Here is a 14,245-nt window from a genome sequence, read left to right as displayed (position 1 = left end):
CCGATGGCGTGGAGCGTCCGCTCACCCGGCCATCGCGATCCCCGCCTTGTCCACCAGCTTAGCAAAGCCGTGCTCGACCACGCTATTTCGCCCGCGGTGTTTGGCGGCGTAGAGGGCGGCATCCGCCGCCTCGATCAACTCGCCGGGGGTTTGAGCGTCGTTCGGAAGCGTCGCGGCGACGCCGACGCTGACGGTGACGGTGCGGTGGCTGGAGGTGATGTGCGGCAGGCCGAGGCCTTGAACGGTGGCGCGCACGGTCTCGCCAATCTCGAGTGCTTTCTGCGGGCTGGTGTTCGGCAGCAGCAGGCAGAACTCCTCGCCGCCATAGCGGCCGGCAAAGCCCAGATTGTCGGCGGCGATGCCGGCCAGCGCTTCGCCGATCCGGGCGAGGCAGGCGTCGCCTTCCGGGTGGCCATAGGTGTCGTTGTAGAGCTTGAAGTGATCGACATCGATCATCAGCAGCGACAGCTCGGTATGATACTGCTGCGCCTTCATCCATTCGAAATCGAGCCGGCTCTGGAAGCCGCGCCGGTTGGCGAGGCCGGTGAGCATGTCGATCGAGGCCATCACGGTGAGCCGGTCGTTGGTGGCAATGAGCTCGCGTTCGCGCTGGCTGAGTTGCGCCGCCATCGCGTTGAAGGCGCGGGCCAGCGGCATGAACTCCGACGGCAGGCGGCTGTGCGAGACGCGGGCTGACCAGTCGCCTTCGCCGAATCGCCTGGCCATGCCGGTCATGACTTCGATCGGGTTGATGATGAGCTTTTCCGCGCCGATCAGCGCGCCGATCAGCACGAACAGGCAGACTAGTCCGAGCTGCAGATAGGCGGTGCGGATATCGCGGTTGATCGCCGCCGTGATTTTGGCCTCGTCGATGCTGACGATCAGGCGGGACTGCGTGCCGGGAATGCGCGCGAAACTGATCGCGCGCTGCGACCCGTCGGCTGCGGTGAAGGGAAGCGAACCCATCGGGGTGTCGGAAACGAGTGCCTTGTGAGCGATGGCTGTCAGCAGCGGCACGTTGTTGAGCTGCTGGCCAATCATGCTGGCCTCTTCCGCCGGCGCGGCCAGCACGACGCCGGCGCTGTCGACCAGCAGCGCCGAAATGCCCGGCCGTCCGCCGAGCTTGGCCATGATCTTCGACATCCAGTCCAGATTGATGCCGGCGACCACCACGGCGTCTTCTTCCGGATTGATTGCGGCTACCGGATAGGCCGCCATCAGGATCGGTCTGTTGCTTACCCTGGCGAACAGATAGTCGCTGAAATCGAAGTCGCGGGTTTGCTGCGCCTTCCTGAAGTAGTCACGGTCGCCGATATTGAGGCCGACCAACATGTTCAGCGTCGAGCACTGTACCACGCCTTCCTTGCTGACGATCATGATGCTGCGGATCCAGGGCAGGTTGGTCGGCAGGCTGGCGCGCAGGATTTCGCAACTGCGTCCGATACCGCTGGAGGCGCGGATATAGGCGGCCGATTTCAGCATGGTTTCGACTGACGAAACGACCTCGCGCTGGGTCTCCGCAGTGTGCAGCGTAATGTTGGCGTATTCCTCCGAAGCCATCGCGATCTGCTTGGCGCGCGCGTCTTCGAGCGAACGGACCCGTTCCAGCATCAAGGGCGCCACCAGCATCACGGCGAGCAATGCAAGCCGCGCCCGGATTCCGAGAAGCTTCTTGAGTTTGACGCGATTGCGGTTGAAACTAACGCCAGACATCATGCCCCCTACGCGGCACGGTAGTGTGAAGGGTTCAAAAAGGCTTTCTCGAACTTGGTAAAATTCGAGGAAATGCCGTAAAACATCCGACCGAAATCAGGACATCACGCGAGTGAGATGGCGACACCGCTAACCAAGTCTTTACCAAATGGCCTGGCTCAGGTGGAGCAAGACATCGCGCGCGCCTGCAGGGAGGCGCGCCGAGAGCGCACATCGGTGACGCTGATCGCTGTGTCGAAGACGTTTGATGCAACGGCGATTGCGCCGGTTATCGATGCCGGGCAGCGCGTGTTCGGCGAAAACCGCGTACAGGAGGCCAAAGCGAAATGGCCGCCGCTGGTATCTGCCCACCCCGGGATTGCGCTGCATCTGATCGGGCCGCTGCAATCCAACAAGGCGAAGGAGGCCGTCGCGCTGTTCGATGCCATCCACTCGGTGGACCGTCCCAGCATCTGCGAAGCGCTCACCAAGGAAATCAATTCGCAGAACAAACGTCCGGAATTGTTCGTTCAGATCAACACCGGCGAGGAACCGCAGAAGGCCGGCATCGCGCCCGGCGAGGCAGATGCCTTTATTGCGAGTTGCCGCGACAAATACGGCCTGGCCATTTCCGGCTTGATGTGTATTCCGCCGGTCAACGAGGCGCCAGCGCCGCATTTCGCGTTAACGGCCAAGATCGCCGCGCGCAACGGGCTGAAAAATCTGTCGATGGGCATGAGCGCCGATTTTGCGGTCGCGATCCAGATAGGTGCGACGCATGTGCGCGTCGGCTCGGCGATTTTTGGCGCGCGATAAAAGTCTGTGCCGTCGTCCCGCGAACGCAGGGACCCATACGCCGCGGCTTACTCAAACCCCACCGACACTTTTCCGAGCGCGCCGAAATCGACAGCGCAAAAATCGCCTGACTGAATTGGCAGCGGTGGGTGACAGGTGCCGGTGGTGACGACGCGGCCGGCTTTCAGCGTCACGCCAAGCTGGCGCAGTTCGTTGGCGAGCCAGGTCAGCGCAATGCGCGGATCGCCCAACACGTTCTTGCCGTGGCCAATGAATTTCTCGCCGTGCATCGTGATGACGGGCCGTTCCTCGACGAGGTCCATTGAACGCCAGTCGACCGTTGCGGCGGGCCCCAGCACGAACAGATGCGCGCAGGCGTTGTCGGCGATGATCTGCGCTGCGCCGGCACCGACGAAATCGGCAAACCGCGAATCCGGAATTTCGATGGCCGGATGCAGCGTGTCGACCGCATCGAGGACCTGCTGCATTGTATAGGGCGTGGAGCGCGCCGGCAGATCCACGCGCATGCGAAAGGCGAATTCGGGTTCGGCGACGCGCATTTCGTTGCCCGCCATCGAAGCTGTTCCGCCGTCGAGTATGACGGTTTCGGCAAGAATGCGCCCGGCCATCGGGCCGTCGACGTTGATGTGCTTTTGTCCGGCCACGCTGGTGGCCGCGATCTTCCAGCCGAACAAGCTATCGGACGAGTATTTTTCGATTCCGGCCTGGATCGCGTAGGCCTCAAGGCGATCGCGCGGCCGCAGCGATTCGTCGAGGCCGGAAAATTTGGTGCCGGCGCGCCAGTGGTCGTGCAGGATCTTTGACGCGGCCGTTATTGCGTTGCTGTCGAGCATTGTTTTTGCTTCCCCATCAGCCGATCTTGATTTTGGTCTGCGGTCCCATCCGCCGCAGCAGCCGCAGCATGGCGGATTTCGTCATCGAGACACATCCCGCCGTGGGCGAGAAATTGGTCCGCGCCAGATGCAGGAACACGGCGCTGCCACGGCCGGCAATTCGCGGCGAGCTGTTGTGATCGGTTTCGACGATGAAGTCGTAGAGGTGATCCTCGCGCGTCAGCCGGTCACCAGGCTGATCCCGGACCAGACGGATTGGCTGGTTATAACGGCGGTCCTGCGGGTCCTCGCACCAGGCATCCTCGGGCCGGATCGGCCGAACCGGCAGATAGGTCCGCGGCCTGGGATGGCGGTCGGCGCGCCACCACAATTGCAGCGGATGATAGATGCCTCGCGGCGTGCCGCCGTCGCCCTCCCGTTTGTTGGCGAGGATGCCGCCGCGGCCAAGTGCCACCGGCACGGTCCAGCCGTCCGCCGTCAGCCAGCCCCGGCAGGGGTCGCCGGCGGCCCTGTGGACCCGGATTGCCGTCAACGGCCGATCACGCGCATCTGTCTTATAAGTGATTGAAATGGCGTTACTTTCCATGCCAATGCCCGAATCTTGGGGTTGCTTGCCACCTCAATCGCTCTATTTGGCGGCATTACAGGACATTCATCCAAACGCGCCTCAAATTTGGGATAGACTGCGGTTCGGCTTGTGAAACTGTAACAATCTCCTACCTCAATGCGAATCAGTGCCTGATAACCCGGCTTGCTTGTGAAGTTTGCCTGCGAATCAGGTTGTTATCGACCAAGACCCGGCTTTGAGACGCTCTCGCTTGTGTCCGCCGCCTGCCTCAAGAGGATCGTATCCTATGCCCAATGCCCGCAAGATCCTGATCGTGGATGACGACACCGATCTGCGCGATACGTTGGTGGAGCAATTGTCGCTGCATGAGGAATTCGAAGCCTCCGCAGTCGATACCGGCGCCAAGGGCGCCAGCGCCGCCAAAGCCAATTCCCCCGATCTGGTGCTGATGGATGTCGGCTTGCCCGATACCGATGGAAGGGAGGTCGTTCGCAGCCTTCGCAAGGGCGGCTTCAAGGCGCCAATCATCATGCTGACTGGCCACGACACCGACTCCGACACCATTTTGGGGCTCGAATCGGGTGCCAACGACTACGTCGCTAAGCCGTTCAGGTTTGCCGTCCTGCTCGCCCGAATCAGGGCGCAGCTCCGCCAGCACGAGGCCAGCGAGGACGCGGTATTCTCCGTCGGCCCTTACAGTTTCCGGCCCGGTTCCAAGATGCTGACCGCCGCCAATGCCCGAAAGGTGCGGCTGACCGAGAAGGAAACCGCGATCCTGCGCTTCCTGTATCGCGCCGGCCAATTGCCGGTGTCGCGCGAGACGCTGCTGCAGGAAGTCTGGGGCTACAATTCGGGCGTTACCACGCACACGCTGGAAACCCACATCTACCGTCTCAGGCAGAAGATCGAGAAAGATGCGGCCAACCCGGAAATCCTGGTGACGGAAGCCGGTGGTTACAAACTGGTGCCGTGATACGTTCGCAACCACGATTCGTAATTTTCGCGCATCCCGGTCAACGGTCCATGTCGATCGACGATGATGTAGCCCTGCTCGAGCGGGTCCCGACATTACGCCTGTTGGGAACGGCGGCGCTGCGCATGCTGGCGATCGGATCGGAGCAGCGCGATTTCTCTCCCGGTGATTATCTGTTCAACGCGGGCGACGACGCGGATGCAGGCTACATCGTTCAGCGCGGTTCGTTCCGCGTCGAAGACGGCGGCGCTGAAGTCGTTGCGGGCCCCGGGGCCCTGATCGGCGAATTGGCACTGATCGTGGCCATGAAACGGCCGTCCAGCGCGGTCGCGCTTGATCATTCCTCAGTTATCCGGGTGTCACGCAGCTTGTTTCAGCGCGTGCTCGAAAGTGATCCCGGCGCGGCGCGCCGCCTGCGCGACGAACTCGCCACCCGCACCAGCCAGCTCGCCAGCGATATTCTGATGGCGGGCGCCAAGCTGAGTATTTGAGCTCCGTCCCGGACAAGCGAGCCAACGGGTCCGGCCTTTTCGGCCGGCCCGATGACAGGCTCCGCGAGCGCGATCCTGGACGCGGCCTCACAATTTGGCCAGCGGCCTCTTCACCAACTGAAGCTGTGGTTATAGGCCCCTGCGTTCGCAGGGCGACGAAGAACCTACACCTCCAGCGTCACCGTGACGGGCACGTGGTCCGATGGACGCTCCCAACCGCGCGCATCGCGGGTGATCCTGAAATCGCTGACAGCGTCCTTCAGTGCGCGGGAAACCCAGATGTGGTCGAGCCTACGGCCACGGTCGCCGACCGTCCAGTCGGCGGCGCGGTAGCTCCACCACGTATATACCTTTTCCGAAAGCGGGATCCGCTCGCGCGCGACGTCGAACCATTCGCCATGGATCTGCGCCGCCAGGAGCTTTTCGCATTCGATCGGCGTGTGCGAGACGACCTTCAGAAGCTGCTTGTGCGACCACACGTCGTTTTCATGTGGTGCAACGTTGAGATCGCCGACCAGAATATGCCGGTCGTCACCGCGCGGATGCAGCGGTTCGCAGGCTTTCATCTCGTCGAGAAATTTCAGCTTGTGATCAAACTTCGGATTGAGCGCAGGATCGGGAATGTCGCCGCCGGCGGGAACGTAGAAATTGTGCAGCACCAGTGGCTTTGCAAGCTGGGCCTTCTCGCCGAAAGCCACCGAAATATGCCGCGAATCGATCTTTTCGCAGAAAGTTCTGATTTCGGTGGTGTCGAAGGGCAGTTTCGAGACGATGGCGACGCCGTGATAGCCCTTCTGCCCGTTCAGCGCGACATGCTCATAGCCGAGACGCTTGAACCGCTTCAGCGGAAAAGCGTCGTCGATACATTTGGTTTCCTGCAGGCACAGCACATCCGGTCGCGCCGATTTGAGGAATTTGGCGACGATATCGATGCGCAGGCGCACCGAATTGATATTCCACGTTGTCAGGGAAAAACGCATGGGAGCCGTGTCTTACCACGGTTCCTGACGACGTCGCGCGCTTTGTCCACAGGTGGAATTTCGTAGGGCAAAGGCGCTCCGCGCCGTGCCCACCATGCATCCCAATCTCGGTGAGAATGGTGGGCACGCAGAGCCCGTCATCGGGCGCGCATTTCGCGCGACCCGGTGACTTAGCCCATCCTACGGCTCCGCAGAAAGAAGGAAAACGAACGCCGTCGCTCAGTTCGCCGGAGTGAAGTAGTTGGTGAAGTCGATTTTGAACAGGCCGGGATCGACCTTCTTGGAAGAGTCCAGATTGTAGACCGCAACCGTGGTGTCGTAACCCTGCGGGTCGGTCACCGTCCATTGCTTGAGCTGGCCGTCCTTCACGCCAACCATCAGCATCAGCCGGCTGGTGCCGATCAGGGCCTGTTTCTCCTCGATGGTGACGCTGATGTAGACGTCATCGGCGGTGACGCTGACGACATTGGTGTCCTTCAACAGATCGATCCGGTCCGACAGCAGGAAACGCAGCGGCGTTTGCGACAGCGGATAGATGTCCTGGGTCGCGAGCTTGCGATCGCGCACGGCCAGCGATGAACCATCGGCGATAATCGCGATCGGACTCGGTTCGTCATATTCGAAACGTACCTTGCCCGGCTTCTGGATGTAGAAATCGCCCTTGGTCCTGCTGCCGTCAGGGCCGACTTGCACGAAATTCCCGACCAACGTCTGCAGCGACGATAGATATGAACTCACCCGCGCAGCCTGCGCCTTCTGGTTGGCATCGAAGGTTGCAAAAACATTGGCCGGGACATTGCGGCGCGGATCCGGAAGCACCGGATTCGGCGGCGCCTGGGTGGCGCCGGTCGTCATCGGAACCTTGTCCTGTGCGCTCATCTGCACGTTGCCGTCGCGGGCCTTGGGCGCGGGCTTCGGAACCGGCACGGTCTGCGAGAGAGCCGATGTCGCAAAGCCGGCGATGGATGTGGCGACCAAAAGGGCCAGTCCGGAGCGCAGCCCGCGATGGGTGGGTTGTTGTGTCATCAGATGTTTCGGATCTCTATTCAACGAGGCATCCCGCTGCCCGCCAGTTTATCGCGCTTCGACCAAAGGAGATATCGTTTTTCCGTGAATTCGTTGCGCCGAATCCACGTTCGGCGCTTTAGAATCCGCCCTCTTCCTCCTCGACCAGGATTTCGCGCTTGCCGGCGTGATTCGCCTGCCCAACGATGCCTTCCTGTTCCATTCGTTCCATCAGCGAAGCGGCGCGGTTGTAGCCGATTTGCAGCCGGCGCTGAATATAGGACGTCGAGGCCTTGCGGTCGCGCTTGACGATCGCAACCGCCTGCGAGAACAAATCGCCGCCACCATCGCCGCCCATGCCGGTGGAATCGAATACCGCGCCGTCTTCTTCGCTCGGTTCCTCCGCAGTGACCGCTTCCAGATATTCCGGCGCGCCTTGCGTCTTGAGGTGACGCACCACCTTCTCGACTTCTTCGTCTGAAGCGAATGGTCCGTGCACACGGCTGATGCGACCGCCGCCGGCCATATAGAGCATGTCGCCCTGGCCGAGCAGTTGCTCGGCGCCCATCTCGCCGAGAATGGTGCGGCTGTCGATTTTCGACGTGACCTGGAAGGCGATACGGGTCGGGAAGTTAGCCTTGATGGTACCGGTGATGACGTCGACCGACGGACGCTGCGTCGCGAGAATGACGTGCAGGCCGGCGGCGCGCGCCATCTGCGCCAGACGCTGCACCGCGCCTTCGATGTCCTTGCCGGCCACCATCATCAGGTCGGCCATTTCGTCGACTATGATGACGATATAGGGCAGCGGCTCGAGCTCGAGCTTTTCTTCCTCGTAGATCGCCTTCCCGGTTTCCTTGTCGAAGCCGGTGTGCACCGTGCGCGTCAGCTCCTCGCCCTTGGCCTTGGCTTCGACGAGGCGCTGATTATAGCCGTCGATGTTGCGCACACCGAGCTTGGCCATTTTCTTGTAGCGCTCCTCCATCTCGCGCACAGCCCATTTCAGCGCCACCACCGCCTTCTTCGGATCGGTCACGACCGGCGTCAGCAAATGCGGGATGCCATCATAGACGGAGAGCTCGAGCATCTTCGGATCGACCATGATCAGGCGGCACTGATCCGGCCTCAGGCGATAGACCAGGCTGAGGATCATGGTGTTGATGGCGACTGATTTGCCGGAGCCGGTGGTGCCCGCGATCAGCATATGCGGCGTGCGAGCAAGATCGATGATAATGGATTCGCCGCCGATGTTTTTCCCGAGGCAGAGCGGCAACTTCACCGTCGACTCGTTGCTGTCCTTTGTGGTCAGCAATTCACGCAGGTAAACTTTTTCACGATGCGCATTCGGCAGCTCGATGCCGATCGCATTGCGGCCGGCAACCACGGCGACGCGCGCCGAAAGCGCACTCATCGAGCGGGCGATGTCGTCGGCAAGGCCGATGACGCGCGAGGATTTGATGCCGGGCGCCGGTTCGAGTTCGTACAGCGTCACGACCGGGCCGGGATTGGCCTTGACGATCTCGCCGCGGACGCCGAAATCGCCGAGCACGCCTTCCAGCGCGCGCGAATTGGCCTCCAGTTCAGCCTTGCTGAGCGGCTGCCGGTCCGACGCTTTCGGCGCCGTCAGCATCGAGACCGAAGGGAGTTCGAACTTGTCGGATTTCTTCGTCGCTGCGCGCGGTGCAGGCTTCTTGCGCGGAGCGCGGGCGGCCGGAACTTCCTCGTCCTCCTCTTCCTCTTCTTCCTCGTGCTCGAATTCCTCTTGCTGCGGGGCCAATGCCGGTGCGGCGCGGCCACCGAGGCTCGGCTCCTGACGTTCGAACGAGGACTTGCGAGGCGGCAGCGAACTCGACACCAGCGATCGGTAGGCCACGCCCATCAGCCACCCGAGCCGCGCCTTTGCGCTCATCAGGGCATGGTACACCCATCCGAGCGACACCGAACTGCGATCCTGTTCTTCGACGAAGGGCGCGTCATCGTCCTCGATCGGCGTCAGCTCTTCCTCTTTCGGGCGCGAGCCCCCGCCGCTGGCAAACAGAAAGGCCGCAGCCATCGCCGCAAACAGGATGATGCCGAGCACGAGACGATAGGTGAAGCCGGCCGGGCCAAACACGACGGCGGGCGCACGCACCAGCGCGTCGCCGACGACGCCGCCAAGTCCGGTCGGCAGTGCCCATGCGCCGCCATGCGGCCAGCAGCTTGCAAAGCCTGCCGCGATCACCGTGGATAGAATCCAGCACCCAAGGCGTAGCGCTTCGCGGTCGAAGGCGCGGTGGGTCAGCATGCGCCAACCCCACACCGCGACGGGGAGGATCAGCATGATCGCGCCGAGGCCGAGAATCTGCATCAACAGATCGGCGCCGATTGCGCCGGGGTAGCCGAGAACGTTGCGGATCGGGCGCGACGTCGCGTGGCTCAAGCTTGGGTCCTGCACCGACCACGTCATCAGCGCCGCCGCCGCCACGCCGGACAGCGCGATCAGGCTGAGGCCGGCAAGCTCGCGCAGCCGCCGCGCCAGGGCCTCGCGGATCGAGACCGGCAGATGACCGACCAGGGGAATGACACGTTCGATCGCTGGCATGCTCATTGGGGCCCTGCGATTAATCCAGAATTTCGACCAGCCGGTGCAATGCCTCGGCCGTTGATTCACTGTCTGAGACCAGCGCGAGACGGATGTAGCCCGCGCCGGGATTGAAGCCGTCGGGCTGCAGCCGCGACAGATAGCTGCCGGGGATCACGCGGACCCCAGCATCCCGATAAAGCTTCACCGCCGCCGCCTCGTCGCCGCCGCGCTGGGATACGTCGAGCCAGACGCAGAAGCCGCCGGCAGGCCGCACATAGCCGTAACGGCTGCCGAGAATCTGGTCGGCAAGATCGAACTTGATGCGATAAAGCCTGCGGTTTTCTTCGACATGCGTCTCGTCGCTATAGGCGGCAACTGCGACGTGCTGCAGCGGCACCGGCACCTGCGGCGCCGCGACATTGCGAAACTCGTGGAAGGCGGCGAGGAACTTCCTATCGCCGGCGGCAAAGCCTACGCGCATGCCGGGCAGATTGGAGCGCTTCGACAGCGACTGGAACGCAACGACGTTGGTGAAATCAGGCCCGGCGCATTCCAAGGCGCTGCCGGGCGCCTGCCTGGTGTAGATTTCCGAATAGCACTCGTCGCTCAGGATCATGAAGCCGTAGCGGTCGGCGAGGGCCTTCAGCCGCGTGAAGTAATCGCGCGAGGCGACGGCGCCTTGCGGATTGGCGGGCGAGGCAATGAACATCGCCACGGTTCGGGCCAGCGTCGCCTCGTCTAGCGTATCGAAATCCGGCAGGAATCCGTTGGCGAGCGTGGTCGGCAGGTAGATCAGTTCGCAACCAGCGGCTCGGGCGCCCGCGCCATAGGCCGGATAGAATGGATTGGGCATCAGGATCGCGGGCCTACCCTTGCGCGGGCCAACATAACGGGCGGCGGTGATCGCCGCGAAAAACAGCCCTTCGCGACTGCCGTTCAGCACCAAGATTTCGCTCTCGGGGTCGATCGGGCGAGGGAGCTGGAACCGGCTCGAAAGCCAGTTGGCGGCGGCGCGTCGGAACGGCTCGATGCCCTTGGCAAGCGGATAGCGGCCGAACTCAGCAATGTGTTTCGCCAGGACCGGCCCGACGAAGTCGGGCACCGGATGCTGCGGTTCTCCGAGGGACAGCGTAATCAATGACTTGGCCGGCTGGTAGGGCGCCAGCAGCTCGGTCGTGCGCAAGAACGGCGAGCGTTCGGCCTGACCGGCAGGGGTTGCACTGCCAGCGCCCTGCGCCACGCCGGAAGAGGCGGTCATTGCCATGTCTGAAACGCCAGCACTTTCAAAAGCGGTCAAAGGACTTAAGCAAGCCCCGGAAACCCATCAAACCACCATAGATACGGCGAGGTTAAGACGCGATTAACCATCGGCTGGTCTGGACAATTTGCAGGGTATTACCATATTTTGAACGGGTATTACTTCCGGAAGTGCTGCTATGGCGACGACAGTGACGAGCAAGGGCCAAGTGACAATTCCGAAACGTGTTCGCGACTATTTGGGGATTCAGCCTGGCAGCCAGGTGGATTTCCGCCGCAGCGCCGATGGCGGTGTGGTGATCGAAAAAGCCGATGGGCCTCGGCCGCCGAGCAGGTTTGCCAAAGCGCGAGGTTCGGCTGGGCCAGGCATGACGACCGATGAACTGATGGCTCTCTTGCGTGGCGAACCGGAATGACGCTCGTCGATTCGAACGTCCTCCTGGACGTCGTCACCGACGGTGAAACATGGGCGGACTGGTCGCAACAACGGCTCGAACAAGCGGCCTCGTCCGGGCCGCTTATCATCAATGATGTCATCTACGCCGAGATATCGACGTGCTACGCCACGGTCGAAGGCGTGGACGCGATGCTCCGCAATTTGGACATGGAACTGGCGGCGATCCCGCGCACCGCGCTTTTTCTCGCGGGCAAGGCTTACCTGCGGTATCGCGGTGCCGGAGGCCTTCGCACTGGCGTGCTGGCGGATTTCTTCATTGGCGCTCACGCCGCTGTCGAGCAGCTACCTCTGCTGACACGCGATGCAAGGCGTTATCGAACCTATTTCCCGACGGTCGAACTGATCGCGCCGGAACGGGAACAATAGCGGAGCACAAAAAGAAAGGGGCTCCAGCTTGCGCTGGAGCCCCTCAACGGTCAGGGCATTGCCGGGTATGTGCCCGAACCGGAGCTGTGGATGCGATCCCTTCTAGGAGATCGCACCCCAGGAGAACTTACATGTTGTAGGCGCGCTCGGTGTGCTCGGTGACGTCAAGGCCTTCACGCTCGGTCTCGACGTTGACACGCAGCCCGACGATGACGTCGACGACCTTGAACAGGATCGCCGAGCCGATGCCGGACCACACCAGCGTGGTGCAGACGCCCCAGAGCTGCGAGGTCATCTGCGCGACGAAGTCGTAGTCGGCGATCTTGCCGGCGACGTAATCCATGACGCCGGTGCCGCCGAGGGCCGGATTCACCAGGATACCGGTGCCGAGCGCCCCGACGATGCCGCCGACGCAGTGAACGCCGAACACGTCGAGCGAGTCGTCATAGCCGAGCGAGTTCTTCACCACCGTACAGAAGAACAGGCAGACGACGCCGACCACAAGGCCGAGCACGATCGCACCCATCGGACCGGCAAAGCCGGCCGCGGGTGTGACCGCCACAAGGCCCGCAATCGCGCCCGACAATGCGCCGAGCACGGAAGGATGGCCCTTGACGATCCATTCCGCGAACATCCAGGACAGCGCCGCCGCTGCGGTCGCAACGAAGGAGTTGGTCATGGCGAGCGCGGCGCCGCCGGAGGCCTCCAGGTTCGATCCGGCGTTAAAGCCGAACCAGCCGACCCAAAGCAGCGAAGCGCCGATCATGCTCATGGTCAGCGAGTGCGGAGCCATCAGCTCCTTGCCGTAGCCGACGCGCTTGCCGATCAGGAGCGCTCCGACGAGGCCGGCAATACCGGCGTTGATGTGCACTACGGTGCCGCCGGCGAAGTCGATCGCGCCCTTCTTGAAGATCCAGCCGGCATCGGCGTTGATCTCGTCGAGCTTAGCTTGCGCCGCGGTCTTCGCCGCACCGTCAGCCGCCGCGGCAAGCGCCTTGGCTGCATCCGTGATCGCGTCCGGGCCGGCCCAGTACCAGACCATGTGCGCAATCGGGAGGTAGATCAGTGTGATCCAGAGCGGAACGAAGAGCGCGATCGCCGCGAACTTCATGCGTTCGGCGAAGGCGCCGACGATGAGGGCGGGGGTGATCGCCGCGAAGGTCATCTGGAAACAGATGTAGATGAGCTCGGTGATGTTGGCGTCGACGCTGAAGGTCACAGCTTTCGAATCCGGCGTCACGCCCATCAGGAAGGCTTTGGAGAAGCCGCCGATGAAGTCGGAACCGCCGGTGAAGGCGAGGCTGTAGCCATAAAGCGCCCAGAGCAGAATGGCGATGCAGACGGTGTAGAAGACCTGCATCAGCACAGAGAGCATGTTCTTGGAGCGGACGAGGCCGCCATAGAACAGCGCAAGGCCCGGGATCGTCATCAACAGCACCAGCACCGTCGACGTCATCATCCAGGCGTTGTCGCCCTTGTTGACCGTCGGCTCGGCGTAGGCAGCGGTCGCGGCGAACAGGCCGACTGCGAGGGCTGCCAATCCCGCGCTATAGGGACGTTTAAACGTCATTTGGTTTTACTCCTGAGTGTAAGGTTTGAGCGCGAAATCAGAGGGCCGCGGCATCCGCCTCGCCGGTGCGGATGCGAACCGCATGATCGAGGTTGATGACGAAGATCTTGCCATCGCCGATCTGTCCGGTTTTGGCGGCTGATGTGATGGCGTCGATGGTCTTGTCGACCTGGTCCGAAGCGACCGCGACCTCGATCTTGATCTTCGGCAGGAAGCTCACGGCGTATTCGGCGCCACGATAGATTTCCGTATGGCCCTTCTGGCGGCCATAACCTTTGACTTCCGTCACCGTCAGACCGTGAACACCAATGGCGGTCAGGGCGTCACGGACTTCTTCGAGTTTGAATGGCTTGATGATCGCCATAATAATTTTCATGGGTCTTGGTCCCCGCTTGGGCCCGGGTCAGCGGACCGGGCGTTCTCGACTGAGGTTCACCACGCGAAGATGTTCACTACGCGGGCACAGTCGGGACCCTTAGAATCAAATGCCGTGCCAGATCGGGATCGTTCCCTAACAGACTATGAATCCGGACCTTTTCGCCCTCTGCGAGGGTTGCATCTTCCTGCGCCATTCCGCCGCGCCCAAAGCGTAATCAGGCGTGCCCAAAACGTGGGCAGGGCCCTGACGGCCGACGCAATCGTGCTCAGCAGCAGGGCAAGAAAACGGCAATACG

At 62.2% G+C, this 14,245-nt stretch carries 14 protein-coding genes; 5 read left to right on the top strand and 9 right to left on the bottom strand.

What is annotated here, in order from left to right; translation table 11 throughout:
- Positions 1-21: 21 nt before the first annotated feature.
- Positions 22-1,713, bottom strand: coding sequence for a GGDEF domain-containing protein (locus CQ13_RS21895; RefSeq protein WP_057844961.1), 1,692 nt, complete (start codon positions 1,711-1,713; stop codon positions 22-24).
- Between the two features lie 117 nt (positions 1,714-1,830).
- Here CQ13_RS21895 and CQ13_RS21890 point away from each other — a divergent pair, with 117 nt between their 5' ends.
- The gene (locus CQ13_RS21890) at positions 1,831-2,508 is read left to right on the top strand and encodes a YggS family pyridoxal phosphate-dependent enzyme (RefSeq protein ID WP_057844916.1); all 678 of its coding nucleotides are present in this window, start codon (positions 1,831-1,833) and stop codon (positions 2,506-2,508) included.
- A 47-nt stretch (positions 2,509-2,555) separates the two neighbouring features.
- Here CQ13_RS21890 and CQ13_RS21885 read toward each other — a convergent pair whose 3' ends face one another.
- Both CQ13_RS21885 and CQ13_RS21880 read right to left on the bottom strand, forming a co-directional pair.
- Positions 2,556-3,341 (bottom strand): 2-keto-4-pentenoate hydratase, encoded by a 786-nt coding sequence (locus CQ13_RS21885; protein WP_057844915.1) that lies wholly within the window; start codon positions 3,339-3,341, stop codon positions 2,556-2,558.
- A gap of 16 nt (positions 3,342-3,357) precedes the next feature.
- On the bottom strand, positions 3,358-3,927 hold the full coding sequence (locus CQ13_RS21880; RefSeq protein WP_057844914.1) for a L,D-transpeptidase family protein: 570 nt from the start codon (positions 3,925-3,927) through the stop codon (positions 3,358-3,360).
- Between the two features lie 268 nt (positions 3,928-4,195).
- Between CQ13_RS21880 and CQ13_RS21875 the strand changes: the two genes are divergently transcribed.
- Both CQ13_RS21875 and CQ13_RS21870 read left to right on the top strand, forming a co-directional pair.
- Complete coding sequence (locus CQ13_RS21875; RefSeq protein WP_028348340.1) at positions 4,196-4,882, top strand: response regulator transcription factor; 687 nt, start codon at positions 4,196-4,198, stop codon at positions 4,880-4,882.
- A 50-nt stretch (positions 4,883-4,932) separates the two neighbouring features.
- A complete protein-coding gene (locus CQ13_RS21870; protein ID WP_057844913.1) occupies positions 4,933-5,373 on the top strand; it encodes a cyclic nucleotide-binding domain-containing protein in 441 nt (146 codons plus the stop codon).
- A gap of 164 nt (positions 5,374-5,537) precedes the next feature.
- Here CQ13_RS21870 and CQ13_RS21865 read toward each other — a convergent pair whose 3' ends face one another.
- The 4 genes from CQ13_RS21865 to CQ13_RS21850 form a co-directional block, all read right to left on the bottom strand.
- The gene (locus tag CQ13_RS21865; protein WP_057844912.1) at positions 5,538-6,353 is read right to left on the bottom strand and encodes an exodeoxyribonuclease III; all 816 of its coding nucleotides are present in this window, start codon (positions 6,351-6,353) and stop codon (positions 5,538-5,540) included.
- A 219-nt stretch (positions 6,354-6,572) separates the two neighbouring features.
- Positions 6,573-7,379 carry an outer membrane lipoprotein carrier protein LolA gene (locus tag CQ13_RS21860; RefSeq protein ID WP_057844911.1) on the bottom strand — a complete coding sequence of 269 codons (807 nt, stop codon included), beginning with the start codon at positions 7,377-7,379 and terminating at the stop codon, positions 6,573-6,575.
- A gap of 118 nt (positions 7,380-7,497) precedes the next feature.
- Positions 7,498-9,945: a DNA translocase FtsK gene (locus CQ13_RS21855; RefSeq protein WP_057844910.1), complete on the bottom strand. Its 2,448-nt coding sequence runs from the start codon at positions 9,943-9,945 to the stop codon at positions 7,498-7,500.
- A gap of 13 nt (positions 9,946-9,958) precedes the next feature.
- Positions 9,959-11,185: an aminotransferase class I/II-fold pyridoxal phosphate-dependent enzyme gene (locus tag CQ13_RS21850; RefSeq protein ID WP_057844909.1), complete on the bottom strand. Its 1,227-nt coding sequence runs from the start codon at positions 11,183-11,185 to the stop codon at positions 9,959-9,961.
- Between the two features lie 172 nt (positions 11,186-11,357).
- On the opposite strand from CQ13_RS21850, the gene CQ13_RS21845 reads away from it, so the two are divergent.
- On the top strand, positions 11,358-11,594 hold the full coding sequence (locus CQ13_RS21845; protein WP_057844908.1) for an AbrB/MazE/SpoVT family DNA-binding domain-containing protein: 237 nt from the start codon (positions 11,358-11,360) through the stop codon (positions 11,592-11,594).
- Positions 11,591-12,001 carry a type II toxin-antitoxin system VapC family toxin gene (locus CQ13_RS21840; RefSeq protein WP_057844907.1) on the top strand — a complete coding sequence of 137 codons (411 nt, stop codon included), beginning with the start codon at positions 11,591-11,593 and terminating at the stop codon, positions 11,999-12,001. The genes CQ13_RS21845 and CQ13_RS21840 overlap by 4 nt, the downstream gene beginning before the upstream one ends.
- A 127-nt stretch (positions 12,002-12,128) precedes the next feature.
- Here CQ13_RS21840 and CQ13_RS21835 read toward each other — a convergent pair whose 3' ends face one another.
- Together CQ13_RS21835 and CQ13_RS21830 are read right to left on the bottom strand one after the other, a co-directional pair.
- On the bottom strand, positions 12,129-13,571 hold the full coding sequence (locus tag CQ13_RS21835; RefSeq protein ID WP_057844906.1) for an ammonium transporter: 1,443 nt from the start codon (positions 13,569-13,571) through the stop codon (positions 12,129-12,131).
- A gap of 37 nt (positions 13,572-13,608) precedes the next feature.
- Positions 13,609-13,947, bottom strand: coding sequence for a P-II family nitrogen regulator (locus CQ13_RS21830; protein WP_057844905.1), 339 nt, complete (start codon positions 13,945-13,947; stop codon positions 13,609-13,611).
- Positions 13,948-14,245 lie beyond the last annotated feature (298 nt).

The sequence above is a fragment of the Bradyrhizobium retamae genome (genome assembly GCF_001440415.1).
Classification (GTDB): domain Bacteria; phylum Pseudomonadota; class Alphaproteobacteria; order Rhizobiales; family Xanthobacteraceae; genus Bradyrhizobium; species Bradyrhizobium retamae.
Note: the sequence above shows the minus strand (reverse complement) of the source record. Positions and strands in the feature narration are given on the sequence as shown.

Bases quoted from the DNA above. Each gene is read 5' to 3' on its own strand.
- CQ13_RS21895 (WP_057844961.1), bottom strand. From the start codon at position 1,713: ATGTCTGGCGTTAGTTTCAACCGCAATCGCGTCAAACTCAAGAAGCTT.
- CQ13_RS21890 (WP_057844916.1), top strand. From the start codon at position 1,831: ATGGCGACACCGCTAACCAAGTCTTTACCAAATGGCCTGGCTCAGGTG.
- CQ13_RS21885 (WP_057844915.1), bottom strand. From the start codon at position 3,341: ATGCTCGACAGCAACGCAATAACGGCCGCGTCAAAGATCCTGCACGAC.
- CQ13_RS21880 (WP_057844914.1), bottom strand. From the start codon at position 3,927: ATGGAAAGTAACGCCATTTCAATCACTTATAAGACAGATGCGCGTGAT.
- CQ13_RS21875 (WP_028348340.1), top strand. From the start codon at position 4,196: ATGCCCAATGCCCGCAAGATCCTGATCGTGGATGACGACACCGATCTG.
- CQ13_RS21870 (WP_057844913.1), top strand. From the start codon at position 4,933: ATGTCGATCGACGATGATGTAGCCCTGCTCGAGCGGGTCCCGACATTA.
- CQ13_RS21865 (WP_057844912.1), bottom strand. From the start codon at position 6,353: ATGCGTTTTTCCCTGACAACGTGGAATATCAATTCGGTGCGCCTGCGC.
- CQ13_RS21860 (WP_057844911.1), bottom strand. From the start codon at position 7,379: ATGACACAACAACCCACCCATCGCGGGCTGCGCTCCGGACTGGCCCTT.
- CQ13_RS21855 (WP_057844910.1), bottom strand. From the start codon at position 9,945: ATGAGCATGCCAGCGATCGAACGTGTCATTCCCCTGGTCGGTCATCTG.
- CQ13_RS21850 (WP_057844909.1), bottom strand. From the start codon at position 11,185: ATGGCAATGACCGCCTCTTCCGGCGTGGCGCAGGGCGCTGGCAGTGCA.
- CQ13_RS21845 (WP_057844908.1), top strand. From the start codon at position 11,358: ATGGCGACGACAGTGACGAGCAAGGGCCAAGTGACAATTCCGAAACGT.
- CQ13_RS21840 (WP_057844907.1), top strand. From the start codon at position 11,591: ATGACGCTCGTCGATTCGAACGTCCTCCTGGACGTCGTCACCGACGGT.
- CQ13_RS21835 (WP_057844906.1), bottom strand. From the start codon at position 13,571: ATGACGTTTAAACGTCCCTATAGCGCGGGATTGGCAGCCCTCGCAGTC.
- CQ13_RS21830 (WP_057844905.1), bottom strand. From the start codon at position 13,947: ATGAAAATTATTATGGCGATCATCAAGCCATTCAAACTCGAAGAAGTC.